We start from the raw sequence: 25040 nt of genomic DNA on the forward strand, positions 1-25040 counted from the left end.
CTTGCCCTGAACGAGCCCCTAGAAGAGAAAACAATGAAAAAAATCGCCCTCGCCATTGCCGCCGCCATCGCCCTCGGCGCCCTTGCCTCCGGCTGCACCATCGTCGACACCGGCGAAGTCGGCCTGCGCGTGAATTTCGACAAGACCATTGAAGCCGAGGAGCGCGTCGCCGGCAGCTTCAACCAGACCATCATCGGCAAGATCCTCACCTTCCCGGTCAAGGACGTCACCGTGGACGTGCAGAACCTGACCCCGCTGGCGGCCGACAACTCGACCATGAAGGACTTCGACATCAGCGTGATCTACAACATCACGCCCTCCTCGGTGTCGGACCTGTACATCAACAAGAGCCGTTCCTTCCACACGGTCGACGACAGCGGCGACATCTACCTGATGCACGCCTACATCTACCAGACCGCGCGCAATGCCGTCTACAAGACCGCGCGCAAGTACGAGGCGCTGAACATGAACGACAACCGCGCCCAGATCGAGCAGGAAATCCAGGAAATCATGGCCGCTACCCTGAATGCCGAAAAGCTCAACGGCATCGTGATCTCGCAGGTGCGCGTGGGCAGCATGATGCCGAGCGACGCCGTCAAGGCCAGCGCCGACAACCTGGTGCGCGCCAAGAACGAAGAGAAGACCAAGGAAGTCGAGGTCCAGATCGCGAAGAAGGAAGCCGAGCGCATCGCGGCCCTGAACGCGAATGCCGGCGCGATCAGCTATATGCAGGCCCAGGCGCAGATGAAGATCGCCGAGGGCATTGCCGAAGGCAAGGTGCAGACGGTGGTCATCCCTTACGACTTCAAGGGCATGGTCAATGTGACCGCGAAGTAAGCCTGCCTGACGAAACCCGCTTCTTGCTACGAGCGCTACAAGGTTGTGCACTGAGCCGTCCTGACGGTCTGCTGTCGGCCCAGAAGCAGACGCACATTTTAGGAGAAGACTTGAAGATTGAATCGAGCGACCTCCCGGACCTTGGGGATGAAAAGGGCATCTTCGCGTTCGCTATGACGTTCAACGGCTACGAAGCGTTTGGCTCGTTTGATGCAGCTGCGAAGTCTGCTGTCCAGCAAAGACGAGAATCGCTAGACGACGTACGGAACGAACTCTTTATGGCAGCACGCGCATCGCGTCATGGTGACTCTGACGCTTACCTGGCGAAGTATGAAGAATTGTTGCCACACCTTACGCGCTTTTTGTCGAAGTAGTCGGCCAGAGGCGGACATTCAGTGTGTCTACAACGATCGCTTAGCTCCACAATAGTTCGACCATGAGAATCCCAATACTTCATCCAGCGGCACAAGTGGTCGTAAGGCTCTGCTTGGCACTCACGCTCGCGGGCGCCCTACCGCTGTCTCATGCATGGTGGGGCGAAAAATACCCTGGCGACGGTCAGCAAGCCTTCGGACCTTTAGTCCTTATGGGAATGATCAGTTCTGGCGTTGCTTTGGTGTTCGTTCTATTTGGTAGTACCGTGCAGTGTGCTACTCGAAAGTGCAAGAACAATCGCGCAACATTGGTAGACATACTGCTTTGGGCGCTGGCCATTGGAGTGATGGTTTACGGCGGAGTCAACGCTCAGTACGATTGATTGGTGAGAACGAATCACGCATGCCATTTGCGTTCGGCCCAGTACGAATCTGCTTCGCCTCCTTTGGGTCGGTTGCTGTCCTTCGTGACAGTTTGCGATCTTCTGGCCGAGGCGAGATACCATGTTGAGCCGAACAAGCGCCTTCGACCAGAACCGCTCGTTCAGTTGCTGAGCAATACGAGCAAACAAGCAATTTCTTCACGCCTGCCGCGCCCGTCGAGCAGCCGCGTTTTTCGCCTGCTATCGAGCCCTGCGGAACCGTCCCACACACGGTTTCAGCCGCGCGCCACCCCGGAAGGCGCTTGCCTATAATCGGTCGCCGCAGGGCTGCCATCACCGGAAATCCGGCCCCGCACGCGATGCTCACGGGCCGGCACGCCCCATGCCGGCAAGGTTCCCACCTTCTGTTTGATCGGCACCATGCGTCCCCCTAATGCGCGTACCGATGTGGACCGTCTTGCGTCTTCGAGCGAGGGCAGCGCGCCGCGCCGCCTGCTCGGCCTGCGCCAGGCCATCGCCCTCATCGTCGGCGTCGTCATCGGCGCCGGGATCTTCAAATCGCCCTCCATCGTGGCCGGCCTGTCCGGCAGTGCGGACTGGATGTTCGCCATGTGGGTATTGGGCGGCGTCATTTCCCTGGTCGGCGCCCTGTGTTATGCCGAACTCACCACCGCCTATCCCCACCCGGGCGGCGACTACCACTTCCTGCACCGCGCCTACGGACGCGGCACCGCCTTTCTCTTCGGCTGGGCGCGCTTCGCCGTGATCACCACCGGCTCGATCGCCCTGCTGGCCTTCGTGTTCGGCGACTACATGCAGCAGGCCGCGCCGCTCACCATGCTGCCTCACGCCTGGGGCGCGACCGCCTACGCGGCGGCCATCATCGTGATCCTGTCCCTGCTCAACCTGCGGGGCCTGCGCACCGGGGCCGGGGCACAGATGTGGCTGACCCTGGCCGAGATCGGCGGACTGGTGCTGCTGGCGGTGGCCGCCGCCTTCTTCACCGAGCCGGCGGCCGCGCCGCCACCAGGGGCGGCGGTCGCACCGGTCTCCTTCGGCATGGCCATGGTCTTCGTGCTCCTGACCTATGGCGGCTGGAACGAAGCGGCCTACATCAGCGCCGAGCTGCGCGGCGGCGCGTCCAGCATGGTGCGGGCGCTGACCCTGTCGATCCTGATCATCACCGTGCTCTACCTGATGGTCACCTGGGCCTGCCTCCAGACCCTCGGCATGCAGGGCATGGCCAGTTCCGAGGCGCTGGCGGCGGACGTGATGGGGGTAGCCTTCGGGGCCTCGGGCGAGCGCGTGATCTCGGTGCTGGTCGCGATTTCGGCCCTGACTTCGATCAACGCGACCATGATCGTGGGCGCCCGCACCGGCTATGCGATGGGGTGCGACTGGGGACGGCTGGGACGGCTCGGCCAGTGGGACGGCGAGCGCGGCACGCCGGCGGTGGCGATGGGCGTCCAGTGCGGAGCGGCGCTGCTTCTGGTCGGCGTCGGCACGGCCCTCGGGAGCGGCTTCAAGGCCATGGTCGAGTTCACGGCGCCGGTGTTCTGGCTGTTCTTCCTGCTCAGCGGCGTCTCGCTGTTTGTCCTGCGCCGGCGCGAGCCCCAGCTGCCGCGGCCTTTCCGCGTCCCCCTGTATCCCCTGCTACCGCTGCTGTTTTGCTGCAGCTGCGCCTGGATGCTGTGGTCCAGCCTGTCCTACGTCACCAGCCAGTCGCTCGGAGGGCTGAACGCCGCCTGGATCGGCGTCGCCGTGCTCGCGAGCGGCTCGCTGCTGCTGCTGTTCCTGCGCCGCGAGGCCGAGGCCTGAAGTCCACCCGATCCCCCCATCGAACCATTCACAAGGAGAACGAGCATGCAAGCCGATCCACGCCGCCGTACCCTCTTGCTGTCCGCCGCCGCCACTGCCGGGCTGTCCGTGCTGCCGGCCCGCCTGCTGTCGGCCCAGGAACTGGTCGAGCCCTCGCGCCTGGACGTGCCCTACGTCCCGACGCCCCAGGAAGTGGTCGACCGCATGCTGGCGATGGGCAAGGTCGGCAAGAACGACGTGCTCTACGATCTCGGCTGCGGCGACGGACGCATCGTCGTCACCGCAGCCAAGGTGCACGCCGCGCGCGGCACCGGCATCGACCTGAATCCGGTGCGCATCGCCGAGGCGAAGGAGAACGCGAAAAAGGCCGGCGTCACGGACCGCACCACCTTCAAGGTCGGCGACCTGTTCGAGGCCGACATTTCGCCGGCCACCGTGGTGACCCTCTACCTGCTGCCGACCATCAACGTCAAACTGCGCCCACGGCTGTGGCAGCAGCTCAAGGTGGGCACCCGGGTGGTCTCCCACGCCTTCGACATGGGGCCGGAGTGGCCGCCCGAGAAGAAGGACGAGGTCGAGGGCCGCACGATCTACCAGTGGACCATCACGCAGGCCAACAAGCGCGCGGTCAAGGCCTGACGCCGGCCCGCGTCAGGGGGCGGCGCCTGTCCGGGTGGCGGCGCGCCATGTCTCGCCGATCTTCAGCACGAAGAAGGCGTCGTCCGCCACGCCCTGGGCCCGGCGGGCAAGCGCCAGGTCGCGCGGCGCCTGGTCGATGCGTTCCTGGCCCATCGGGAAAGTGCCCCAGTGCATGCCGACGCTATGCCGCACCCGCAGCTCGCGGTGGATGCGCACGGCTTCATCCGGGCTGACGTGGGAGTTGCGGTACCAGATGGGCTGGTAGGCGCCGATGCCGATCGCGGCCAGGTCGAAGCCTCCTTCGAAGCGGGCGGCGATGTCCTGGATGTCTTTCGAGTAGCCGAGGTCGCCGGAGAAGAAGAAGTTGAAGCCGGGCCGGGTCACGGCCCAGGCGCCCCACAGGGTCGCATTGCGGTCCCAAGGCGTGCGCGCCGACCAGTGGTGGACCGGCAGCAGGTGCAGGTCGAGGCCGCGCAAGCTTGCCTTTTCCCACCAGTCGAGCCGCACGATGTGCTCGCGCTTGCCGTCCGTGACGTTTTCCATCAGCCACAGGTCGATACCGAGCGGCACGTAGAAGGTCGGCGGACCGCCGGCCTGCCTGTAGAGCGCGCGCAGGGAGTCGCGCGACAGGTGGTCGTAATGCGAGTGGCTGATCAGGACCGCGTCGATGCGCGGCAGTTCCGAAAGCAGCACGCCCGGCGGCTGCTGCCGCTTGGGTCCCGCGAAAGGCAGCGGCGAGGCGCGCTCCTCGAAGACGGGATCGAACAGGATGTTCACGCCGTTGCCCGCCTGGTAGAGGAAGCTCGCATGGCCGATCCAGGTCAGCGCGGGCTCGCTCGTGTTGGCGTGGATGAAGGCGAGGTCCGGCTTCACGGTCGGAACCGGCGCCAGCGGCAGGCGTGCGCTGCCGTCGTCGCTCCAGTTGCGGATGCGCCCGGCCCAGCCCGCGAAGAAGCCCTGGGGCGGGCGGGCATAGGCCGGGTTCGAAGGGTAGTTGTTCGCAAATCCTTGCTGCCGGTGGTGGGACCTGGACGCATCGTAGCACGGATTCACGTGGGAGCAGCCGCCGGCGAGCAAGGCGAAGGTCAGGACGGCGGCACGGATCGGGAGGCGCATAGCAAGCTGGGCAATTGAGGTGCGGGAAGTATAAGGGATGCGGCGCCAGCGTCCCCGCCAGCTTCGTGCAAAGGATATTTGCATCCCGGGCGCTATATGCAAAAGTAATTTGCCCGCGAGCCCGCACGCCCGTAGGGTGTGCGGCTCCTCCTGGAGCCTGATGAGCACGTGGCCTGCGCGCCGGCCACCCTGCGAATCGGCATAAGCTCATCAATAAATTGTCATTTCCTAATTGTTGCCCAGCATGTAAGCTATGCGGCCCAGCACTGAGATCGCCCGCGCCACACCCATCCGGGCCCACCGGCCACAAGCCGGGACGCTCCGTGCGCATCCGCTGCCGTTCTGCTACCGTATGGAACGGCGCGCCCCTCCCGCGCAGGCGAAGCCGCCGCCCGGGAAGCGGGACCACGGCGCAGCGCACGGTCCGTGCCGGCAGAAAAGCACTTGATTAACTAATTTGGCCAACAGACATGACTTCTTCGACAGACACTGACACCGGTCTTCCCCTCGACATGATCATCTTCGGCGGGATGGGCGACCTGGCGATGCGCAAGCTGCTTCCCGCGCTCTACATGGCTTACCTGCACGGCAACCTGCCGGCCGCCACCCGCATCATCTCGACCGGCCGCCAGGAATTCGACCGCAAGGCCTACCTCGCCCACGTCGAAGAACATTCGCGCACCTATATCACCAGCGCCAACTTCAACGACAAGACCTGGGACGGTTTCCTCGCCCTGCTCGAATACGTGCGCCTGGACGTGCAGGCCGCACCCGACTTCAGCGCCCTGGCCCAGGCCGCCAACCCGGGCGCCCAGCGCGTCTTCTACCTCTCGACCTCGCCGAGCCTGTTCACCACCATCTGCGCGAAGCTGGCCGCCGCCGGCCTGGTCGACGACAAGGCGCGCGTGGTGCTGGAAAAGCCGCTGGGACACGACCTCGGGTCCGCCATCGAGATCAACGAAGCGGTCGGCAAGCACTTCGCCGAATCGCAGATCTACCGCATCGACCACTACCTGGGCAAGGAGACCGTGCAGAACCTGATGGTGCTGCGCTTCGGGAACTCGATCCTGGAGCCGCTGTGGCGCGCCCCGAACATCTCGAGCGTGCAGATCACGGTGGCCGAGGAAGTGGGCGTGGGCAGCCGCGCCGGCTTCTACGACAGCACCGGCGCCATGCGCGACATGGTGCAGAACCACCTGCTGCAGCTCCTGTGCATCGTCGCCATGGAACCGCCGACCTCGCTGTCGCCGGACGCCGTGCGCGACGAGAAGCTGAAGGTGATCCGCTCGCTGCGCCGCCTCAAGCTGGCCGACATCGCGCGCGACACCGTGCGCGGCCAGTACGTGCATGGGGTCAGCGGCAACCAGGAAGTGCCCGGCTACCTCGAGGAAAAGAACGTCCCCCAGGACAGCAAGACCGAGACCTTCGTCGCCCTGCGCGCCCACATCGACACCTGGCGCTGGTCCAAGGTGCCCTTCTACCTGCGCACCGGCAAGCGCATGGCGCGCCGCTCCTCGAAGATCGTGATCGAGTTCGCCAACCCGCCCTTCCCGCTGTTCCCGGATCAGCCGGGCGGCGTCGCCAACCGCCTCGTCATCGAGCTGCAGCCGGAAGAAGCGATCAAGCTGCAGATCATGGCCAAGCAGCCGGGCAGCGGCATGCAGATGCAGCAGGTCGCGCTCAACCTCGACCTGCAGTCGGCCTTCCAGCAGCGCCGCGCGGAAGCCTACGAGCGCCTGCTCATCGACGTGGTGCGTGGCCGCCTGACCCACTTCATGCGCCGCGACGAGCTGGAAGCGGCATGGGCCTGGGCCGACCCGATCATCGACGGCTGGAGCACCCTGGGCGAGAAGCCGCATGCCTATGCGGCAGGCTCCTGGGGCCCGGCCGAGTCCTTCGCGCTGCTGGCGCGCGACGGCTTCGCCTGGGTCGAGTAAGGCCCAGGTCTTTCAGGCTTACGTAGGGTGGTCGGCTATGCCGACCGCGCGTCCAGCTCCGGCATGCGTAGCCGCTGCGCATCCGTGAGCTGGACGCGCGTTCGGCGGAGCCGAACACCCTACCAGAAACGGCGCCGCAACATCCAGCCATACAACATTGCATTAATCAAGAGCACGGCGGCCGCCAGACCGAGCTGCAGCCCGCGCGTCAATGCGCCCGGATAAATCAGCGCCACCACATAGTGCTCGACGAAGCCGCCGCTGTAGCCCGCATCGCCCGCCAGCAGGCGCAGCCGGTTCTCCGCGGTGGTCAGCGGGCACACCGCGCCCAGCACTTCGATCCCGATGCCCCAGGCCACCGCCAGCAGGTGGACCGGCATGAGCCAACGGCGGCGCAGCACCAGCAAGGCGCCGAACACCACGAAGAGAATGAAGGCCAGGTGCGCGAGCAGCACGACATCGGCCAGCAGGCGGTAGAGCATTGCGTAAAAGGTCCCTTAAGCAATTGATCTTGGCTGCATCCTGAATGCAGCGCAAATGTGGGTTCGAATCCATCCTCGCACGTTTGGCAGCCGCGCGCAGCTGGCGTACAGTCTCGTTTCCCGATCCAGACGAGACTGCCATGAACGCGCCCGATTCCGCCATCGCTCCCGCCGCCAATCCCTTCGCCGCCAGTCCTTTGGCCGCGTTCGGAGCTACCCTCCTGAAAAACATGGACCGCTCGCGCCAGGCGCGCGGCAAGCTGCTCGACCGCGCCGGCTACGGCCCGCAGGAAACACCCTCGACGATCCTGCACGCCGAAGCGGGCGTGAACCTGCGCAGTTACGCGCCGGAGGTCGCCGAAGGCCCGCCCGTACTGCTGGTGCCCGCCCCCATCAAGCGCTCCTATATCTGGGACCTGGTGCCCGAGGTCAGCGTGGTGCGGCACTGGCTGGCGCGCGGCTACCGCGTCTACCTGGCCGAATGGACGCCGGTCCCGGACAGCGAGGACTTCGGCCTGGACGACTATGGCGACCGCCTGCTCGCCGCCTGCCAGCGCGCGATCACCGACGATACCGGCCGCGAGCGGCTACTCATCGTCGGCCATTCGCTGGGCGGCATCCTGGCCGCCATCTACAGCTGCCTGCACCCCGACAGGGTGGCAGCGACCATCCTGCTCGAATCGCCCCTGCATTTCGAGGAAAGAAGCTGCTGCTTCCGCCCGCTGGTGCAGGCGGTGCCGCACGCGGGCCAGCTGGCGGCCACCTTCCGCCAGGTGCCCGGCGTGTTCCTGAACATGATGAGCGCCCTCGCCGAACCCCAGGCCTTCCAGTGGGAACGCATGACCGACCGCTACCTTTCGCTCGGCAACCCGCAGGCGATCGCCACCCACATGCGGGTCGAGCGCTGGACGCATGACGAGTTCGCCCTGCCCGGCCGGCTCTTCACCGACATCGTCGAATCGCTGTACCGCCGGGACGATTTCATGGCCGGACGGCTCGACATCCACGGCCGCCTCATCGGGCCGGCCAGCCTGCGCGCACCCCTGGTGAGCGTGGTCGACCCGCGCAGCCGGGTGATTCCCTGGGATGCGGTCGTCCCCTTCCACGAAGCGGCCGCCAGCCGCCACAAGCTGCTGCTGCGCTATGGCGGTGACATCGGCGTCAACCTGCAGCACGTGGGCGTGCTGGTCGGCAGCAGCGCGCATGCCCGGATCTGGCCGGAAATCTTCGACTGGCTGGACAAAACCGAAGCGAGCGCTGCTGGCGACAACTGAGGCAAAGGCCTATACTGACGGGTTTGGTTCGGCCGCGCACCTCCCGCGCGGCCCACGTTCATTCCCGGAGTAATCTTGTTCGCTGTTCTTTCGCTCGACATGGGCGCCGCCATGAAGACGCTCGTGCTGACGCTCGACCTGATCGGCACCTTCGTGTTCGCCCTGAGCGGCGCGGCGGCCGGCGTGCGCCGCCGGCTCGACCTGTTCGGCGTGCTGGTGCTGTCTTTCGTGGCCGCCAACTCGGGCGGCATCGTGCGTGACCTGCTGATCGGCGCCACCCCGCCGGCGGCGATCAGCGACTGGCGCTACCTGGTGGTGTCGCTCGCCGCCGGCCTCACCATCTTCTTCTGGCACCCGACCGTGCAGCGCCTGCGCACGCCGGTGCTGGTGTTCGACGCGGCCGGCCTGGCCCTGTTCTGCGTGGCCGGGGCCCAGAAGGCCCTGGTCTTCGGCCTGGAGCCGGAGATGGCGGCCCTGCTCGGCATGCTGACCGGCATCGGCGGCGGCGTCGCGCGCGACGTCTTGCTGTCGGAGGTGCCGGCCGTGATGCGCTCGGACGTGTACGCGGTCGCGGCCCTGGCGGGCGCGATCGTGGTGGTGCTGGGCGACGCCCTTGCCTTGCCGACCGCGCCCACGGCCTGCGCCGGTGCGGCGCTGTGCTTCATGCTGCGCATGGCGGCGATCCGCTATGACTGGCATTTGCCGGTGGCGCGTGGTCACGGCCCGCGAGAGGAAGAAGAGAGCGACCGCGATCGGGGACGTTGAGCAGCCGCGGTTCAGGTAGGGTGCACGGCTTCGCCGTACGCGCGTCCAATCAGTGCATGTACAACCACAGCGCATCCGCGAGTTGAACGCGCGGTCGGCGAAGCCGACCACCCTACTTCACTCGGTCATTGCGGCATCCGCTCGCCTTCGCGCAAGGTCAACACCCTGAAGCCGCTGCGCGTCACGGCCACGGTATGCTCGAACTGCGCCGATAACTGGCCATCGACCGTCACGACCGTCCAGCCATCGTCTTCCGTGCGCACCGCATGGCGCCCCTGGTTGAGCATCGGCTCGATCGTGAACACCATGCCTTCGCGCAGCACCAGCCCCGTGTTCGGCCGGCCGAAATGCAGCACCTGGGGCGGCTCGTGCATCTCGCGGCCGATCCCGTGCCCGCAGAAATCGCGCACGACGGAGTAACCGTGGCGCCGCGCATGGCGCTCGATCGCGTGGCCGACGTCACCCAGGCGCGCACCCGGCCGCACCGCCCGGATGCCTTTCCACATGGCCTCGTAGGTCACCTGCACCAGGCGCTTCGCCGGCGCCGCCACCTCGCCCACCAGGTAGGTCTTGCTGGAATCGGCGATATAGCCGTTCTTTTCCAGTGTGATGTCGAAGTTGACGATGTCGCCGCGCTGCAGGATCTCCACTTCGGACGGCACGCCATGGCAAACCACGCTGTTGCGCGAGGAATTGAGCGCATAGGCATAGCCGTACTGGCCCTTGCTGGCCGGCCGCGCCGCCAGCTCATCGACGATGTAGCGCTCGACCAGGTCGTTGACCGCCATGGTCGACATGCCGGCCAGTTCCAGCCGGTCTAGCCGGGCGAAGACGCTTGCGAGCAGCCGCCCCGATTCCGCCATCAGCGCGATTTCCTCCGGCCGCTTGGTCATGAGGGCGCCCTGACCGCCTGCGGCACGATGCCCGCCGCCCGCAGCTCGCGTGAGACGATTTCGTTGAAGCTCTGGGTCGGGTTCATCTCGCACAGCATGCCGATCTTGATCCAGAACGCCGCCTGCGCATTGATCGAGCGGCACGACACGATGCTCGCCTTGCGCAGCTGGTCGTGCACCTCGTCGTCGATGTTCACGATGCCCATTACATTCTCCGTATATGATCCATATACGGATAATATACGCGGCATAAGGTATCCGCAAGCGATGGCGTTCAGGGCGTCAGTTCGATCGCCTGGCGCAGGCGGATGTCGCTTGATGCGCTGCCCACCATCAGCTCGAACTTGCCCGGCTCGGCCGTCCAGGCCAGTTTGCGGTCGAAGAAGGACAGGGTCTCGCGGTCGATCGTGAAGCTGACCCGCCGCTCCTCGCCCGGCTGCAGCCGGAGAAGCTGGAAGCCCTTCAGCTCCTTCACCGGGCGCACAACCGACGCCACCGGGTCGCGCAGGTAGAGTTGCACGACTTCCGTGCCCGCCCGCTTGCCGGTATTGGCAAGCAGGAAGGACAGCGTGATCTTGTCGCCCGGCCCCATGCTTGGCTGGGACAGCTTCAGGTCGCGGTAAGCGAAGGTCGTATAGCTCAAGCCATGGCCGAAGGCATAGCGCGGCGTGTTCGGCGAATCGATATAGGCCGATTTGTAGACGATGTTCTTTTCGTCGCGCACCGGCCGCCCCGTCTCGTACTGCTGGTAGCTGATGGGGATCTGCCCCATATTGCGCGGGAAGGTCATCGGCAGCCGGGCCGAGGGATTCACGTCGCCGAACAGCACGTCCGCCGTCGCGCGCCCGCCTTCGCTGCCGGGGAACCAGGCGTACAGGATGGCGCCGGCCTGCTGGGCCACGTTCTCGAAGATCAGAGGGCGCCCCGCATTGATCACCACCACCGGCGTCTTGCCGATCGCGCGCAGGGCCTCGAACAGTTCGCCCTGGCGGCCCGGCAGCTGAACGTCGGCGCGCGACTTCGCTTCGCCCGACATGTCCCAGCTCTCGCCCACCGCCAGCACCACCACGTCGGCCTCGCGCGCGGCCCGCAGCGCGGCCGCGAACCCGTCCTTGCCGCGGCAGGCCACGTCGCAGCCCGGGGCGTAGCTGACCTTCGTCGCCGGCCCGGCCGCCTCGCGCACCGCGTCGACCAGGCTCGCCATGTGCCCGGCGTTCGACTTCACGATCCAGCCGCCCTCGAGGTCGCGCCGGGCATCGGCCAGCGGCCCCACGACGGCGATCGCGCGCAGTCCGCGCTTCAAGGGCAGGATGCCGCCCTCGTTCTTGAGGAGCACGATGGATTTGCCGGCGATCCTGCGCGCCGCCTCGCGGTGGCGCGGATCATTCAGGGCCGCCTGCTCGCGCGCCGGATCCGAGAAACGATAGGGATCGTCGAACAGGCCGAGCTCGAATTTCTTCGTCAGCACCCGGCGCACCGCATCGTCCACCTGCGCCATCGGGACCTTGCCGGCCCGCACCTGGGCCGCGAGCGAGGAGGAATAGGCATTGCTCTCCATGTCCATGTCGCTGCCCGCGGTCAAGGCTTGTGCCGCCGCATCCGCCAGGTCGCTGGCATAGCCATGCACGACCATCTCGCGCACCGAGCCCCAGTCGCTGACGACGAAGCCCTTGAAGCCCCATGCGCCCTTGAGGATGTCGCGCTGGAGGCCGGCGTGGCCGGTGGCGGGAATGCCGTTCAGGGTATTGAAGGCGTTCATGAAGGTGGCGGCGCCGGCGTCGAGCGCCGCCTTGAAGGGCGGCAGGTAGGTCTCGTGCAGCAGCTGCTCGCTCATGTCGACCGCATTGTAGTCGCGTCCCGCGGTGGCCGCGCCGTAGGCGGCGAAATGCTTGGCGGTGGCCATCACCGACTCCACGCCGCCCAGCCGGGCGCCCTGGAAGCCGCGCACCCGGGCCTCGGCGATGCGCGCGCCCAGGTAGCTGTCCTCGCCCGCGCCCTCCATCACCCGGCCCCAGCGCGGGTCGCGCCCGATGTCGACCATGGGTGCGAAGGTCCAGTGGATGCCGGAGGCCGAGGCTTCGCGCGCCGCGATGCGCGCCGCCTCCTCGATCGCCTCCAGGTCCCAGGACGCCGACTCGCCCAGCGGCACTGGGAACACGGTCTGGTAGCCATGGATGACGTCGAGGCCGAACAGCAGCGGGATCTTCAGGCGCGATTGCAGGGCCAGCGCCTGCAGGCGGCGGGTATCAGGCACGCCCTTGATGTTGAGCATGGAGCCGACCCCGCCGCTGCGGATCTCGGCCTCCATGCTGCGCACCTTCGCGGTGGCCGGCCCCGTGAATTCCTTGCCGGACAGCTGGTTCAGCTGGCCAACCTTCTCCTCCAGCGTCATCTGCCCAAGCAGGTGCTCGACCCGCTGGGCCACGCTGCCCTCGGCAGCCTGCGCCGGTCCCGCCACCAAAAAGAGCGCAAGCAAGCCCGCGCCAATACGGCCCATTCGATACTGCTTCATCCGATCTCCTCCGAGGTCCGTGCGGCTGTACGCCGCCAGTAAAACGTTTACGTAATCATTCTTCTTCCCAGCGAATATACAGCTGAGTTAAACGTTTTACAATAAGCCCTCCGGGCGACGTAGTTGAAGCGTATCCGTGAATCTTCAGCAGCCGCTCGGTTTCACCCGTTCGACTTCGAGGCCGAACAACGGCCGCAGACGCGTGCCGAAGACGTTGCCGGTGAAGGCCGCCACCAGCCACAGCCAGCCGTGCAGGCTGCCCGACAGGATGCCGCTGAAATAGGCGCCGATATTGCAGCCGTAGGCCAGGCGCGCGCCATAGCCGAGCAACAGGCCGCCGACCACCGCCGCCGCCAGCGAGCGCAGCGGCAGGCGCCAGACCGGCGCATAGCGGCCGGCCAGCGCCGCGGCCAGCATGGCGCCCAGCACGATGCCGATGTCCATCACCGAGGTGACGTCCTGCCACACCGGCGCCTGCAGGGCCGCGGCGCTCGCGCCCTTCGACCAGTAGGTCCAGCTGGCGACGTCGATGCCCATGAAGGACGCGGTCTTGGCGCCCCACAGGGCGAACGCCGAGGTCACGCCCCAGGGACGGCCGGCCAGGGCCAGGGTCGCGAAGTTCAGCAGCACCAGCGCGACGGCGCCGGCCAGCAGCGGCCAGGGGCCGTGCAGCCAGCGCGAGCCCTGCACCGGTTCGGGCGCCTTGTTGACCAGGCGGCCGTGGCGGCGCTTCTCGACCATCACGGTAATGGCCGCGATCAGCGCGAATACGGCGAGATTGAGCACGAGCGCGGGCGCCAGGCCCATGACCTTCACCAGCGAGGTCGGCGCGAGCTGCGGCTGGGCCGTCCAGAACGGCATGTGGGCAGTGCCGATCAGGGAGCCGGCGATGAAGAAGATCAGCGTGACGAGCATGCGCGTGCTGCCGCCGCCGACCGTGTACAGGGTGCCGGAGGCGCAGCCGCCGCCCAGCTGCATGCCGATGCCGAAGATGAAGGCGCCGACGATCACCGAGGTGCCGGCGGGCGACACCAGTCCGCTGACCGGGTTGCCGAACAGGGTGCCATTGGCGAGCACCGGGAAGAACAGCAGCACGCCGAAGGCCAGCATCAGCATCTGCGCGCGCAGCCCGGCGCCGCGGCCATCGGCGATGAAGACGCGCCAGGCCGAGGTGAAGCCGAAGGCGGCGTGGTAGAGGGCGATGCCCAGCAGCGAACCGACGCCGAACAGCGCCGCGTGCTTCGGGCCCACGGTCTGTGCGAGGAAGACGGCCCCCAGCAGGATGAGGAGCAGGGAAACGCCGAGCGGATTCAGGTTGATGTCGACGCGGCGCGGGAGAGGCAAGGTAGCTGGATCGGCCATGTGGAAAAAGGAAAAGTGGAAGGAAAGCCCGCTATTTTCGCGCGTTTACGCGTTCCATGCAGGCGCTCCCGCCACTTTACTCCAGTGCCCGGTTGCGTGACTCCACGTCCACGAAGCGGATCGCGAGGGCGCCCAGGGCCAGGAAGGTGGCCAGCATCGCCAGCGCCAGCGTGAAGTGGGTCGCCATCACGGGCGCCACGATGCTGGGCGCGAACAGGCCGCCGAAGCGCGCCACCGCCCCGGCCGTGCCCATGCCGCTGGCGCGCAGCTGCGTCGGATAGACCTCGGGCGTGAAGGCATACAGCGCGCCCCAAGTGCCCAGCAGCGCGAAACTCATCAACAGGGTCGAGCCGACGACGAGAACCGTCGAGCTGCCCAGGCTATAGCACATGCAGCCCGCGGCGCTCAGCAGGAGGAAGCCGACCAGGGTGGGCTTCCTGCCCCAGCGCTCCACCCCATAGGCCGAAAGCGCGAAGCCCGGCAGCTGCACCAGCGCCAGCACGATCAGGAATTCCTGGCCGCGCATGAAGCCGAAGCCCTGCGCGCCCAGCCGCACCGGCAGGTAGACGAAGACGCCGTAATAGGCGATCGAGATCAGCATCCAGGCCAGGAACAGGCAGACGCTCCTGCGCCGCAGCGTCCCCGCGAACAGCGCGGACAGCCGTGGCTTGCCCGCGCTTTCCGGCGCCAGCTCGGGGATCGGCCCGCTGCGCCCATTCGTTCTTGCCACCCGTTCCAGCACCTCGCGCGCCTGCTGCCCCTTGCCGCTGCGGTTGAGGAACATGGGCGACTCGGGCACGTAGAGGCGCAGGACCACCCCGACCAGGGCCGGCAGGCTGGTCGCGAAGAAGATCACGCGCCAGGCATCGCTTCCCCAGCGCACGGCCACCAGGGCCAGCACCGCCAGCACGATGGTGCCCACCGCCCAGAAGGATTCGAGCAGCACCAGCCAGCGTCCGCGCCGGTCGCTCGGCAGGAACTCCGCCATCATGGTGTAGTCGACCGGCAGCGTGCCGCCCACGCCGACGCCGGTGAGGAAACGCAGCACCAGCAGCCAGCCGAAATCGGGCGCGAAGCTTGACGCCACGCCGAAGCAGGCGTCGAGCACCACCGCCATCATGAGCACCGGCCGCCGCCCGATGCGGTCCGCCAGGCGCCCGAAGGCGAAGGCCCCGACCAGCATGCCCACGAAGAACCAGGTGCCGGTCTGCAGCGCCTGGGGCACGCCGATGCCGAAGGTGGCCGCGATCGAGGGCGCCGTGAAGCCGATCGACAGCACCTGCATGGCGTCGGCCATCCAGACCAGGCCGAAGATGGCGAACAGGCGGTACTGGAAGCGGCCGACACCGGCCGTCCGGATGCCCTGCTCCACTGTCGCGGTGTTCGATGACATCGCGTCTCCTTGCAAGGTGAATTGCCCCAGTTTCCCGGTTTTCCGGATGGCGGACGGTGCAGTGGGAAACAGAGGCGCAAAAAAATGCCCGCCGAGGCGGGCACGCGGCTGGTTCAGGCCGGCATTACACGCCGACCATCGACACGGCCTTGGTGTTCAGGTAGGCCTCCAGCGCCTCCGGGCCGCCTTCCGAACCGTAGCCCGAATCCTTGATGCCGCCGAAGGGCAGCTCGGCGCTCGGGGTGGCCGGCTGGTTGATCCACAGCATGCCGACCTCGACACGGTTCATCAGCAACTGGGCGTTCTTGATCGAGCGGGTGAAGGCGTAACCGGCCAGGCCGTAAGGCAGGCGGTTTGCCTCCGCAATCGCTTCTTCCAGGCTGTCGAAGCCACGGATCGCCGCGATCGGGCCGAAGGGCTCGTCGTTGAAGACGCTGGCCTCCAGCGGCACGTCCGACAGGATGGTCGGCGCGAAGAAGTTGCCGGCATCGCCCACGCGCGCGCCGCCGGTCGCGACCACCGCGCCCTTGGCCTGGGCGTCCTCGACCACCTGCTTCATGGCCGTCAGGCGGCGTGCATTGGCCAGCGGGCCCAGGGTGGTGCCTTCCTGCAGGCCGTCGCCCAGCTTCAGGCCCTCGGCATGCGCGACCAGGGCGCGGGTGAACTCTTCCTTGATGTCCTTGTGGACCAGGAAGCGGGTCGGCGAGATGCACACCTGGCCGGCGTTGCGGAACTTGGCGGCGCCGGCGGCCTTCACCGCCAGGTTGACGTCCGCATCCTCGGCGATGATGACCGGCGCGTGGCCGCCCAGCTCCATGGTGGCGCGCTTCATGTGGGCGCCGGCCAGTGCGGCCAGCTGCTTGCCGACCGGGGTCGAGCCGGTGAAGGTGACCTTGCGGATAACCGGGTGCGGGATCAGGTAGCCGGAGATCTCGGCCGGGTCGCCGAACACCAGGCCGACCACCCCGGCCGGCACGCCGGCATCGACGAAGCACTGCAGCAGCGCGGCCGGCGAAGCCGGGGTCTCTTCCGGCGCCTTGCACAGGAAGGAGCAGCCGGTCGCCAGTGCGGCCGACAGCTTGCGCACGATCTGGTTGATCGGGAAGTTCCACGGCGTAAATGCCGCGACCGGGCCGACCGGCTCCTTCAGGACCAGCTGCTGGGCAGCAGGGTTGCGCGCCGGCACGATACGGCCGTAGACGCGCATGCCTTCGGCGGCGAACCAGTCGATGATCTCGGCGCCGGCCATGGCTTCCATCTTCGCCTCAGGCAGCGGCTTGCCCTGCTCCTGGGTCAGCAGGCGGGCGATGTCGCCGGCGCGTTCGCGCAGCAGGCTGGCGGCGCGGCGCATGGTGGCGGCGCGCTCGGCGGCCGGCACGGCGCGCCAGGTCTCGAAGCCTTTCTGGGCGGCGGCCAGGGCACGGTCGAGGTCGGCGATGCTGGCGTGCGCCACGTTACCGATCGCCTGGCCGGTGGCCGGGTTCAGCACGGGAATGGTCTTGCCGCCGGTCGCGTCGACCCATTCGTTGGCGATGAGGAGGCGGGTGTCGGGATAGCTGGAAGTCGTCATGGAGCGTCGTTTCCTGTGTTGAAAGAATCGAAAGCTCGATGATAACCGGTGTGCGCCCGCCTTGCAGGCGCCAGTGCAGCGTCCGGCGCGCCGCCCCGGGCGACGTCTCGGCCCTAAGTACTCGCCTCGAAATAAATGTGTTTTTGGCTGCCATAACCGGCGCGTTGCTGCGTTGGCTCCTGCTTGCAGTGCTCGCACTGCGGCGCACTCGCCGCCTTGCACCGCATCCGGTTCTGTTTGCCAAAATTCACATTTATTTCTTATCGAGTACTTAGGACCCGAAGAAGTTCGCGACGGCGCGGGTGCCGTAGGTGACGGCGGCGGCGATCAGCCTGGCGCCGGCCGCCGCGACGACGACGAGTACCGCCAGCTGGACAAGGCGCAGCCCCAGTTCGTGTCCCCGCCAGCGGCGGCCGAAGCGCAGGGGACCGTGGAAGCGTTCGGGCAGATGGATTGAAGCCAGCCGTGGTTTCATGATCGTCTCCAGTGCAGATGTATATGTATGTCTGCTTGTGAGTCCAGCATACTCCTCGGGCGCGGGCTGTGCAAACGCGGGCTCATCGGATCGTGCGCTACCCCAGATGCAGCCCATGTGTTGCGCGGACGACGAAGAAACGTAACAGTTTCTGTTTGTCCTTGCGCAGGCCGAATATCGGCAGGATGATGAATCAGCCGGACGCGATTCACGCTGCCGGCAAAGGAGTCCTACCATGCAAAGCTTCCTCTTCGCGACCGGCATCGAAGGCAGTTATCCGGTCGTTGCGGGGCCCACGGGCGCCGGCCTGCGGGTCGACGAGATGGAAAAAACGGGCCACTACCGGCACTGGAAGCAGGACCTCTCCCTGGTGAGCGAGCTCGGCATCGACGCCCTGCGCTACGGACCGCCCTACTACCGCGTGCACGCGGGTCCCGGCCGCTACGACTGGGACTTCACCGACGAGGTCTTCGAGGAGATCCACCGGCGCGGCATCAAGCCCATCGTCGACCTGTGCCACTTCGGCCTGCCCGACTGGCTCGGGAACTTCCAGAACCCGGAATTCCCGCGCTTCTTCGCCGAGTATGCCGAAGCCTTCGCGCGCCGCTACCCCTGGGTCGACCTGTACACGCCGATCAACGAGATCTACATCACGGCCAAGTTCTCGGCCCATGAAGGCATCTGGAACGAGCGCCTGCGCTCGGAGCGGGCTTTCGTGACCGCGATCCGCAACCTGGCGCGCGCGAACATCCTGGCCACCGAGGCGATCATGAGGGTGCGGCCGGACGCGAAATTCATCCAGAGCGAATCGTCGGAGTACTTCCACCCCTGCGGCCCGGAAGCGATGGACATCGCCCGCCACATGAACGAACTGCGCTTCCTGGCCCTGGACCTGGCCTACAGCCACGACGTCAGCGGCCGCATGTACGAATACCTGTTCGACCACGGCATGACGCGCGAGGACTACCACTTCTTCCTCAACCATGACGTCAAGCCCGTCTGCATCATGGGCAACGACTACTACGCGACCAACGAGCACATCATCCATCCGGACGGCCACACCCATCCCTGCGAGCTGTTCGGCTACTACGTCATCACGCGCCAGTACTACGAGCGCTACCGCATCCCCGTGATGCATACGGAGACCAACAACCGCGACACCGGCGCCGGCGAGAAGGACGGTCGCGCCTGGCTGGAAAAGCAGTGGACCAACCTGCTGCGCCTGAAGGCGGACGGGGTGCCGATCCTCGGCTTCACCTGGTACAGCCTGGTCGACCAGGTCGACTGGGACAGCGCCCTGGTCGAGGATGCCGGCAACGTCAACCAGTACGGGCTCTGCGACCTGGACCGGCGGGTGCGGCCGGTCGGCGAGGCCTACCGCGACCTGATCGGGCTCTGGCGTCACCGCTTCGGCAACGAGTTCGTCTGGCTGCGCTAGGGCGCCAGCAGCTCCGGGCCGATCTCGCGTACCGAGCGCACGCCGGTCAGGACCATGGTCGTGCGCAGGTCCTTCTCCATGATCGCCAGCAGGCGTTCGACCCCGGGCTGGCCGTGCACCGCCAGCGCATAGATGAAGGCGCGTCCGAGCAGCACCCCGTCCGCGCCCAGGGCCAGCATGCGGAACACGTCGAGTCCCGTGCGCACGCCGCCGTCGGCGAAAATCGTCATCTTCCCCTTCACTTCGGCGGCGATCGCCGGCAGGGCCCGCGCCGTGGACGGTGCGCCATCCAGCTGGCGGCCGCCGTGGTTCGAGACGACGATGCCGTCGGCGCCGAAGGCCAGCGCGTCGCGCGCATCCTCCGGGTCCAGGATGCCCTTGATGACGAGCCTGCCCTTCCACTCGTCGCGGATCCATTGCAGGTCGGCCCAGGCGATGCCGGGGTCGAAGTTCGCGCCCAGCCAGCCGATGTAGTCGGCCAGGCCGGTCGCGCTGCCGCGGAAGGCCGAGATGTTGCCGAGGTCGTGGGGTCGACCCAGCAGGCCGACATCCCAGGCCCAGCGCGGATGCCGCACCGCCTGCAGCACGCGTCTCAAGGGGCCGTTCGGGCCGCTCATGCCGCTATGCAGGTCGCGGTAGCGCGCGCCGGGCACCGGCATGTCGACCGTGAACACGAGCGTCGTCGCGCCGAGCTCCCAGGCGCGCCGCATCACGTCGCGCATGAAGCCGCGGTCCTTCAGCACGTAGAGCTGGAACCAGATCGGCTTGTCGGCCTGCGCCGCCACCTCGGCCAGCGGGCACACCGAGACGGTGGACTGGATGAAGGGGATGTTGCGGCGGCAGGCCGCGCGCACCGCCTGCACCTCGCCGCGCCGCGCATACATGCCGGCCAGGCCGACCGGGGCCAGCGCGAGCGGCAGGTCATAGTCCTGGCCGAACCAGCGCACCGACAGGTCCTGCTGTTCCGAGCCGCGCAGGACGCGCTGGCGCAGGCGCACGGTCTGCAGGTCGTCGACATTGCCGCGCAGGGTCTGCTCGGCGCCCGCGCCGCCGTCGAGATAGTGGAAGAGGAAGGGCGGCAGGCGCCGGCGCGCGGCTCCGCGATAGTCTGTGGCCGATGAAATGATCATGGTCGTGCGAAAATACTGCCGGGTTGGGAAGGCTTTAACATGGATTGATCACCGATGAATGAAAGCAGGAGACGCACGATGACACAGCTTGCCGCCGGCCTGGTTCTGGGCGCCGCCGGTGCCTTGCCCGCCGGCGCGGCAAGCGCAGGCCCGCTCGTGTTGCCATTGTGGCCGGAAGGTGTGCCCGGTGCCAAGCCCGAACTGGGGCCGAACCGCGTCGACGAGGATGGCCGCACCACCAATATCACCGAACCCGGGCTCACCGTCTACCCGGCGGCGGTCGACCGGGCCACCGGCACCGGCGTCATCATCTGTCCCGGCGGCGGCTACGTGCGCCAATCGACGCGGCGCGAAGGCGAGCAGTACGCGCACTGGCTCTCCACGCTGGGCATCACCAGCTTCGTCCTTACCTACCGCCAGCTCGAATTCGGCCACCCCGCTCCCTTGCGCGACGTGCTGCGCGCGGTGCGTCTGGTGCGCTCCCAGGCGCCGCGCTTCGGCTTGCTGCCGGACCGGATCGGGGTGATGGGCAGTTCGGCGGGGGGGCACCTGGCGGCCAGCGCCGGCACCCTGTTCGACCATCCCCTGGGACGCACCGGGGCGCAGCTGGACGCGGTCAGCGCCCGGCCCGACTTCCTGATGCTGATGTACCCGGTAGTCACGATGGATGGCGCGGCCGCCCATGCGGGTTCGCGCAAGGCCCTGCTGGGCGCTGCGCCTTCGGCGGCGGAGGTGGAACTGATGTCGGTGGAGCGCCAGGTGACGGCGCGGACGCCGCCGACGCTGCTGGTCCATACCCAGGCCGACCAGTCGGTGCCGGTCGAGAACAGCATCCTGTTCTACCAGGCGCTCACGCGGGCGAAGGTGCCGGCCGAGATGTATTTATATGAGCATGGGGCGCATGGCATGGGCATGCGCGACGGGCTGGGAACCGCCTCGGCCTGGCCGCGCCGCGCCGAGGCGTGGTTGCGCGAGCGCGGCCTGCTCACGCCGGCCCGAAAATGAAAAAGCCCCTGGACAGGGGCTTTTTCGATTGGGTCGGCTGCGGCTTACAGGTAGCGCGCGCCCTGTACCAGGAAGGAGTCGCCGGACAGTTCCATGGCGCGGCGCAGGTGGGCGCCCAGGGTCGACAGCAGGTTGGCGAAGACGTTCGGAGCAGCCGGACGGGCAAATGCGATGGTAGCGGTGTTCATGCTGTTTCCTTAAAAATGTTGAAGTGCTTGGGCAATGAACACAGAATAGACCTGCGCGAGAAATTAGTCCAATTGCGATTTCCCATTTCAACGATAAAAAATTCAAATATCTGAACAGCCCATGACCGCTGGTCCGATATCACCAGTGCGAATATCAGGGCGTCGCGAAAATGTGGTGCGGCAAGCCGGGGGTATCGACGCGGAAGGCAAACAGGCCGCCCGCCAGCGGCTGCTCGCGTCGTTGTGCTTCCGACAAGCCCTTCCAGGCGGTCGTCACGTAGGCCGTGCGCAGGTCGTCCCCGCCGAAGGCCAGCTTGGTGATGTTCGTGCACGGGAAGTGGACCTCCGCCACGCGCCGTCCCTCCGGCGTGTAGCGTTCGACGCGCCCGGCGCCGAACAGGGCGATCCACAGGCAGCCCTCGCTGTCGACCGCCATGCCGTCCGGGCGGCTGCCCTCCGGGAGTTGCAGGAAGACGCGCTTGGCGGCAAGGACGCCGTCTTCGCGGAGCTGGAAGGCGTAGACGCGGCGCAGCGGGGTGTCGGTGTGGTACAGGGTCCTGCCGTCCGGGCTGATGGCCGGGCCGTTGGTAATGATATAACCGTCGTCGGCCCGCGCCAGCACACCGTCGCCTCCCAGCCGGTACAGCGCGCCGGTCGGGGCGGCCTGGGCGTCGTCCATGGAACCGAACCAGAGGTTGCCGCCGGCATCCACGTGGCCGTCGTTGAAGCGGTTGCCCGGCAGTTCATCCTCGACCTTCAACAGAGCCGCGAATCCGCCGCTGGCCTCATCGAAGCGATACAGGCCATCCTCCAGCGCGCATACCAGGCCGCCATCCGCGTGTGGCACGACGAAGCCGGGCTGGCCGGGCGCCTCCCAGCTGGCCTGACGGCTGCCGTCCGCGGCGCAGCGGTGGATGCGCCGGCCCTTGATATCGACAAAATAGACCGAGCGCGTGGGCGCATGCCAGAGGGCGCCCTCGCCCAGCTGGGCGCCGACATTCCAGATGCAGACGGGTTGGTGCAAGCCTGTGCCGCCAGGCCGGGGTGTGCCGCTCATTGCGTCCTTGCTGCCTTGGTGGACGGGCGCATGCCCGCAAGCCGCAGATTGTAGCGCCGGCTTCACCCCTTTTGCTCGAACAGGCGAATCATGGCCTGCGCCACGCCGCTTGAAGATTCCCAGTTCATGCCGGTCACCAGGCGCCCGTCGACCTCGACATGGCCCTTGCCGTTCTCGCCGTGGGTGAACTTCCCTCCCCGGCGCGCGATGCTCTGCTGCATCGAGAAAGGATAGGCCTTGAAGATCGGCGACTGCTGGTTGAGGAAGGCGTCGGGGAAGGAGGTCATCGTCTTCCCCTCGATCAGGTAGCTGCCGTCCTTCAGCTTCAGGTTGACCAGGCCCTCGGTGCCCTGGCAGATGGCGGCGACCACCCCGCCCTGGTCCTCGTAGATGCGCCGCGCGATGTCCTGCAGGGCCGTGTTCTCCGGGATGCCGAGGATGGCCGCGCCCCCGCCCGAGAAGACGATGCCGGCGTAGTCCCCGGCCCTGACCGAGGCCACCGGCCGGGTGTGCGCGAGCGCCCACATGAAGTCGCTGTCGTAGAGGTGGCGCTTGAGGAGCGGGTCCGAGGTATTGATCATCTCCAGGGGCACGGCGCCGCCCTCGGGACTGACGAAGTCCACCGTGTAGCCCGCGCGGCGGAAAGCGTCATAGGTGTAGGCCAGTTCCGGGAAGTTATTGCCGGTGTTGATCTTGCTGCCGGGGTAGTGGTCGGCGTTGGACACCACCAGCAACACCTTGCGCGCCTGGCCCGGCGCGTCGATACGGTGGGCGGATTTGCTGACGATCTTCCACTCGCCCGCGATCTTCTTGAGGAGGAAGACGTCGAGATAGCGCGCCCCCCGGTCCGGCATCTGGATTTCCGCCTTGGCCGTGGCGACGGTCCCGGTAACATCCACGCTTACCAGGCGCCCCACGCGGCCATTGAAGCGGGCTTTTCTTTCTTCGGGAAACAGGACGGCATATTCCGGTCCGCTCATTTCCCTGAGCCGGCCGCCTTCGCCATCGAGGTACAGCCGCGAATTCTGATAAAAGGCCTGCCGGATTTCTTCCCGCATATTGAAGCTGGTGCCGTGCAACTATGCCTGCGCCGTTTGCGCGACGGCGTCCTCATCGCTTTTATCCGAAGCGGAATGCGCGCTACCCGCGAGGAACAGGAATATGCAGAGCGCGCGCAGGAAAATCTGAATCATGGTTTCACCTTCCAATCAGAGTGGATGTTCGATACCGGCAGCGGATGCCGGTGCCCGATCATCCATTGGAAGGCAGGGGTATGGAAGCCTCAGGCGCTGCTTCGCACTCCGGAATCGCGATTCCGGAGTGCCTCAGGGGGGAGCGCCCCGGCGCGGAAGCTGGCCGGGGTGCATCCCGAGATCTTCTTGAATGCTGCGAAGAATGTGGAACTGGAATTGAATCCGCTGCGCTCGGCGATCGATTCGAGATTCAGTTCCGGCGATTCGATCAGGAGCCTTTTCGCCTCGGCAATGCGGTATTCGTTGACGTAGAGATGAAACGATTTTTTCAGCCTGTCGTTCAAGGCCTGGGAAACGAGGGCTTGCGGATATGCGGCGCGCCTGGCCAGCAGGTTGATATTCAGGTTGGGATTCAAATACAGCTTATCGTCCCGCATGAGCTTCTCGAGGGAAGCGACCAGCGCCAGCGTATCGTCCTCATTCAGTTTCCGTTCACCGTATTTTTCGGCCGTACCCGTTTCATGCGGCCTCAGGACCAGAACGATGGCCGCGATGTGCAGGGTGAACGTAAAGGAAAGCGCACCGACGATATACGAAGTAAAGGCCACGGTCGCATAGGCGGCCAGGATCAGGCAACTGCCCAGGAACACACTTGCCAGCAGCAGCGACTCCGGCGAGATGCGGCGGCCCGGCTCGCACAGCCGTGCGCGTTCCAGCCAGATCGCCCGGCCGGCGGCGACGAGGTAGCACAGCCAGAACAGGTGGATGCCCGCGCTCGAGCGATCCCAGGCGTAGCGGTAGTCGGTGTAGGGGAAGGCCAGGCCGAGGCCGATGAGCAGCAGGCAAGCCGCGAGATGCCACTCCCAGCGCGCCCGGGCTGGCTGCCCGCTGCGTTCCGCCAGGTGGTAGCGCACGTAGAGATAGGTCAAGGGGCCGATCAGGAGGCAGGCGGACAGGCCGAGCTGGCGGAATTCGAGCGCGATGGTCGGATTGAAGTAGAGGAAGGCCGATTTCCCCGTCCGCACCCCGACCGCCAGCAGCAGGGCGCCGAGCATGCAGCCGGCCAGGCGGCGCGGCCGGCGGCTGAAGAACCAGGCGGCCATCAGGATGCCATTGGCGGCGCCGAGCGCGCTGAAAAGGAACAGTAACTGGCGAGCGATCATCTGGTTTGCCCTGCTGTCTCGTGCGTGTGCCACAAG

The 25040-nt window shown here is 66.7% G+C and carries 23 protein-coding genes; 9 read left to right on the forward strand and 14 right to left on the reverse strand.

The annotated features are described in order from the left end of the window. Nucleotides 1–33: 33 nt before the first annotated feature. The 4 genes from NX780_RS22140 to NX780_RS22155 all read left to right on the forward strand — a co-directional run bounded on the left by NX780_RS22140 (nt 34) and on the right by NX780_RS22155 (nt 4051). Nucleotides 34–837: an SPFH domain-containing protein gene (locus NX780_RS22140; RefSeq protein WP_258830055.1), complete on the forward strand. Its 804-nt coding sequence runs from the start codon at nt 34–36 to the stop codon at nt 835–837. A gap of 110 nt (nt 838–947) precedes the next feature. After that, nucleotides 948–1211, forward strand: coding sequence for a hypothetical protein (locus tag NX780_RS22145; RefSeq protein ID WP_258830056.1), 264 nt, complete (start codon nt 948–950; stop codon nt 1209–1211). 803 nt (nt 1212–2014) lie between these two features. Then, entirely contained in the window at nt 2015–3412 is a 1398-nt protein-coding gene (locus NX780_RS22150; RefSeq protein WP_258830057.1) for an APC family permease, read from the forward strand. Nucleotides 3413–3457: 45 nt separating this feature from the next. Then, complete coding sequence (locus NX780_RS22155; RefSeq protein ID WP_258830058.1) at nt 3458–4051, forward strand: SAM-dependent methyltransferase; 594 nt, start codon at nt 3458–3460, stop codon at nt 4049–4051. Nucleotides 4052–4063: 12 nt separating this feature from the next. On the opposite strand, the gene NX780_RS22160 is transcribed toward NX780_RS22155, so the two are convergent. Next, complete coding sequence (locus tag NX780_RS22160) at nt 4064–5167, reverse strand: MBL fold metallo-hydrolase (protein ID WP_258830059.1); 1104 nt, start codon at nt 5165–5167, stop codon at nt 4064–4066. Nucleotides 5168–5637: 470 nt separating this feature from the next. Between NX780_RS22160 and zwf the strand changes: the two genes are divergently transcribed. Further along, nucleotides 5638–7104, forward strand: a complete 1467-nt coding sequence (zwf, locus tag NX780_RS22165; protein ID WP_258830060.1) for a glucose-6-phosphate dehydrogenase — start codon at nt 5638–5640, stop codon at nt 7102–7104. Between the two features lie 119 nt (nt 7105–7223). Here zwf and NX780_RS22170 read toward each other — a convergent pair whose 3' ends face one another. Next, nucleotides 7224–7586 (reverse strand): DUF2784 domain-containing protein, encoded by a 363-nt coding sequence (locus tag NX780_RS22170; protein WP_258830061.1) that lies wholly within the window; start codon nt 7584–7586, stop codon nt 7224–7226. Between the two features lie 140 nt (nt 7587–7726). Between NX780_RS22170 and NX780_RS22175 the strand changes: the two genes are divergently transcribed. Together NX780_RS22175 and NX780_RS22180 are read left to right on the forward strand one after the other, a co-directional pair. Continuing rightward, nucleotides 7727–8860: an alpha/beta fold hydrolase gene (locus tag NX780_RS22175; RefSeq protein ID WP_258830062.1), complete on the forward strand. Its 1134-nt coding sequence runs from the start codon at nt 7727–7729 to the stop codon at nt 8858–8860. A 75-nt stretch (nt 8861–8935) separates the two neighbouring features. Beyond that, nucleotides 8936–9625 carry a trimeric intracellular cation channel family protein gene (locus NX780_RS22180; protein WP_258830063.1) on the forward strand — a complete coding sequence of 230 codons (690 nt, stop codon included), beginning with the start codon at nt 8936–8938 and terminating at the stop codon, nt 9623–9625. Nucleotides 9626–9750: 125 nt separating this feature from the next. On the opposite strand, the gene map is transcribed toward NX780_RS22180, so the two are convergent. The 7 genes from map to NX780_RS22215 form a co-directional block, all read right to left on the reverse strand. Next, the gene (map, locus tag NX780_RS22185; RefSeq protein ID WP_258830064.1) at nt 9751–10518 is read right to left on the reverse strand and encodes a type I methionyl aminopeptidase; all 768 of its coding nucleotides are present in this window, start codon (nt 10516–10518) and stop codon (nt 9751–9753) included. Further along, entirely contained in the window at nt 10515–10724 is a 210-nt protein-coding gene (locus NX780_RS22190) for a ParD-like family protein (protein WP_231060314.1), read from the reverse strand. The genes map and NX780_RS22190 overlap by 4 nt, the downstream gene beginning before the upstream one ends. Before the next feature lie 68 nt (nt 10725–10792). Continuing rightward, the gene (locus tag NX780_RS22195) at nt 10793–13030 is read right to left on the reverse strand and encodes a glycoside hydrolase family 3 N-terminal domain-containing protein (RefSeq protein WP_258830065.1); all 2238 of its coding nucleotides are present in this window, start codon (nt 13028–13030) and stop codon (nt 10793–10795) included. A 144-nt stretch (nt 13031–13174) separates the two neighbouring features. Beyond that, nucleotides 13175–14392 (reverse strand): YeeE/YedE family protein, encoded by a 1218-nt coding sequence (locus tag NX780_RS22200; RefSeq protein WP_258830066.1) that lies wholly within the window; start codon nt 14390–14392, stop codon nt 13175–13177. Nucleotides 14393–14468: 76 nt separating this feature from the next. Then, nucleotides 14469–15785: an MFS transporter gene (locus tag NX780_RS22205; RefSeq protein WP_258830067.1), complete on the reverse strand. Its 1317-nt coding sequence runs from the start codon at nt 15783–15785 to the stop codon at nt 14469–14471. Nucleotides 15786–15909: 124 nt separating this feature from the next. Then, nucleotides 15910–17355 (reverse strand): NAD-dependent succinate-semialdehyde dehydrogenase, encoded by a 1446-nt coding sequence (locus tag NX780_RS22210; protein WP_258830068.1) that lies wholly within the window; start codon nt 17353–17355, stop codon nt 15910–15912. 271 nt (nt 17356–17626) lie between these two features. Continuing rightward, nucleotides 17627–17830, reverse strand: coding sequence for a hypothetical protein (locus NX780_RS22215; protein WP_258830069.1), 204 nt, complete (start codon nt 17828–17830; stop codon nt 17627–17629). A gap of 235 nt (nt 17831–18065) precedes the next feature. Here NX780_RS22215 and NX780_RS22220 point away from each other — a divergent pair, with 235 nt between their 5' ends. Next, nucleotides 18066–19268: a family 1 glycosylhydrolase gene (locus tag NX780_RS22220; RefSeq protein ID WP_258830070.1), complete on the forward strand. Its 1203-nt coding sequence runs from the start codon at nt 18066–18068 to the stop codon at nt 19266–19268. Here the strand turns inward: NX780_RS22220 and lldD are convergent. After that, nucleotides 19265–20398: an FMN-dependent L-lactate dehydrogenase LldD gene (gene lldD / locus NX780_RS22225; protein ID WP_258830071.1), complete on the reverse strand. Its 1134-nt coding sequence runs from the start codon at nt 20396–20398 to the stop codon at nt 19265–19267. The genes NX780_RS22220 and lldD overlap by 4 nt on opposite strands. Nucleotides 20399–20476: 78 nt before the next feature. On the opposite strand from lldD, the gene NX780_RS22230 reads away from it, so the two are divergent. After that, a complete protein-coding gene (locus tag NX780_RS22230; RefSeq protein WP_258830072.1) occupies nt 20477–21403 on the forward strand; it encodes an alpha/beta hydrolase in 927 nt (308 codons plus the stop codon). 44 nt (nt 21404–21447) lie between these two features. Here NX780_RS22230 and NX780_RS22235 read toward each other — a convergent pair whose 3' ends face one another. The 4 genes from NX780_RS22235 to NX780_RS22250 all read right to left on the reverse strand — a co-directional run bounded on the left by NX780_RS22235 (nt 21448) and on the right by NX780_RS22250 (nt 25004). Beyond that, nucleotides 21448–21591, reverse strand: coding sequence for a hypothetical protein (locus tag NX780_RS22235; protein WP_258830073.1), 144 nt, complete (start codon nt 21589–21591; stop codon nt 21448–21450). A 154-nt stretch (nt 21592–21745) separates the two neighbouring features. Next, nucleotides 21746–22615, reverse strand: coding sequence for an SMP-30/gluconolactonase/LRE family protein (locus NX780_RS22240; RefSeq protein ID WP_258830074.1), 870 nt, complete (start codon nt 22613–22615; stop codon nt 21746–21748). A gap of 95 nt (nt 22616–22710) precedes the next feature. Further along, complete coding sequence (locus NX780_RS22245; RefSeq protein ID WP_258830075.1) at nt 22711–23706, reverse strand: DJ-1/PfpI family protein; 996 nt, start codon at nt 23704–23706, stop codon at nt 22711–22713. Nucleotides 23707–23930: 224 nt separating this feature from the next. Beyond that, nucleotides 23931–25004, reverse strand: coding sequence for an AraC family transcriptional regulator (locus NX780_RS22250; protein ID WP_258830076.1), 1074 nt, complete (start codon nt 25002–25004; stop codon nt 23931–23933). Between the last annotated feature and the right edge of the window lie 36 nt (nt 25005–25040).

The organism is Massilia agri (assembly GCF_024753255.1).
Lineage (GTDB): Bacteria > Pseudomonadota > Gammaproteobacteria > Burkholderiales > Burkholderiaceae_D > Telluria > Telluria agri.

Bases quoted from the DNA above. Each gene is read 5' to 3' on its own strand.
- NX780_RS22170 (WP_258830061.1), bottom strand. From the start codon at position 7,586: ATGCTCTACCGCCTGCTGGCCGATGTCGTGCTGCTCGCGCACCTGGCC.
- NX780_RS22140 (WP_258830055.1), top strand. From the start codon at position 34: ATGAAAAAAATCGCCCTCGCCATTGCCGCCGCCATCGCCCTCGGCGCC.
- lldD (WP_258830071.1), bottom strand. From the start codon at position 20,398: ATGATCATTTCATCGGCCACAGACTATCGCGGAGCCGCGCGCCGGCGC.
- NX780_RS22250 (WP_258830076.1), bottom strand. From the start codon at position 25,004: ATGATCGCTCGCCAGTTACTGTTCCTTTTCAGCGCGCTCGGCGCCGCC.
- NX780_RS22210 (WP_258830068.1), bottom strand. From the start codon at position 17,355: ATGACGACTTCCAGCTATCCCGACACCCGCCTCCTCATCGCCAACGAA.
- NX780_RS22190 (WP_231060314.1), bottom strand. From the start codon at position 10,724: ATGGGCATCGTGAACATCGACGACGAGGTGCACGACCAGCTGCGCAAG.
- map (WP_258830064.1), bottom strand. From the start codon at position 10,518: ATGACCAAGCGGCCGGAGGAAATCGCGCTGATGGCGGAATCGGGGCGG.
- NX780_RS22195 (WP_258830065.1), bottom strand. From the start codon at position 13,030: ATGAAGCAGTATCGAATGGGCCGTATTGGCGCGGGCTTGCTTGCGCTC.
- NX780_RS22200 (WP_258830066.1), bottom strand. From the start codon at position 14,392: ATGGCCGATCCAGCTACCTTGCCTCTCCCGCGCCGCGTCGACATCAAC.
- NX780_RS22220 (WP_258830070.1), top strand. From the start codon at position 18,066: ATGCAAAGCTTCCTCTTCGCGACCGGCATCGAAGGCAGTTATCCGGTC.
- NX780_RS22230 (WP_258830072.1), top strand. From the start codon at position 20,477: ATGACACAGCTTGCCGCCGGCCTGGTTCTGGGCGCCGCCGGTGCCTTG.
- NX780_RS22160 (WP_258830059.1), bottom strand. From the start codon at position 5,167: ATGCGCCTCCCGATCCGTGCCGCCGTCCTGACCTTCGCCTTGCTCGCC.
- NX780_RS22150 (WP_258830057.1), top strand. From the start codon at position 2,015: ATGCGTCCCCCTAATGCGCGTACCGATGTGGACCGTCTTGCGTCTTCG.
- NX780_RS22245 (WP_258830075.1), bottom strand. From the start codon at position 23,706: ATGCGGGAAGAAATCCGGCAGGCCTTTTATCAGAATTCGCGGCTGTAC.
- NX780_RS22215 (WP_258830069.1), bottom strand. From the start codon at position 17,830: ATGAAACCACGGCTGGCTTCAATCCATCTGCCCGAACGCTTCCACGGT.
- zwf (WP_258830060.1), top strand. From the start codon at position 5,638: ATGACTTCTTCGACAGACACTGACACCGGTCTTCCCCTCGACATGATC.
- NX780_RS22235 (WP_258830073.1), bottom strand. From the start codon at position 21,591: ATGAACACCGCTACCATCGCATTTGCCCGTCCGGCTGCTCCGAACGTC.
- NX780_RS22155 (WP_258830058.1), top strand. From the start codon at position 3,458: ATGCAAGCCGATCCACGCCGCCGTACCCTCTTGCTGTCCGCCGCCGCC.
- NX780_RS22205 (WP_258830067.1), bottom strand. From the start codon at position 15,785: ATGTCATCGAACACCGCGACAGTGGAGCAGGGCATCCGGACGGCCGGT.
- NX780_RS22175 (WP_258830062.1), top strand. From the start codon at position 7,727: ATGAACGCGCCCGATTCCGCCATCGCTCCCGCCGCCAATCCCTTCGCC.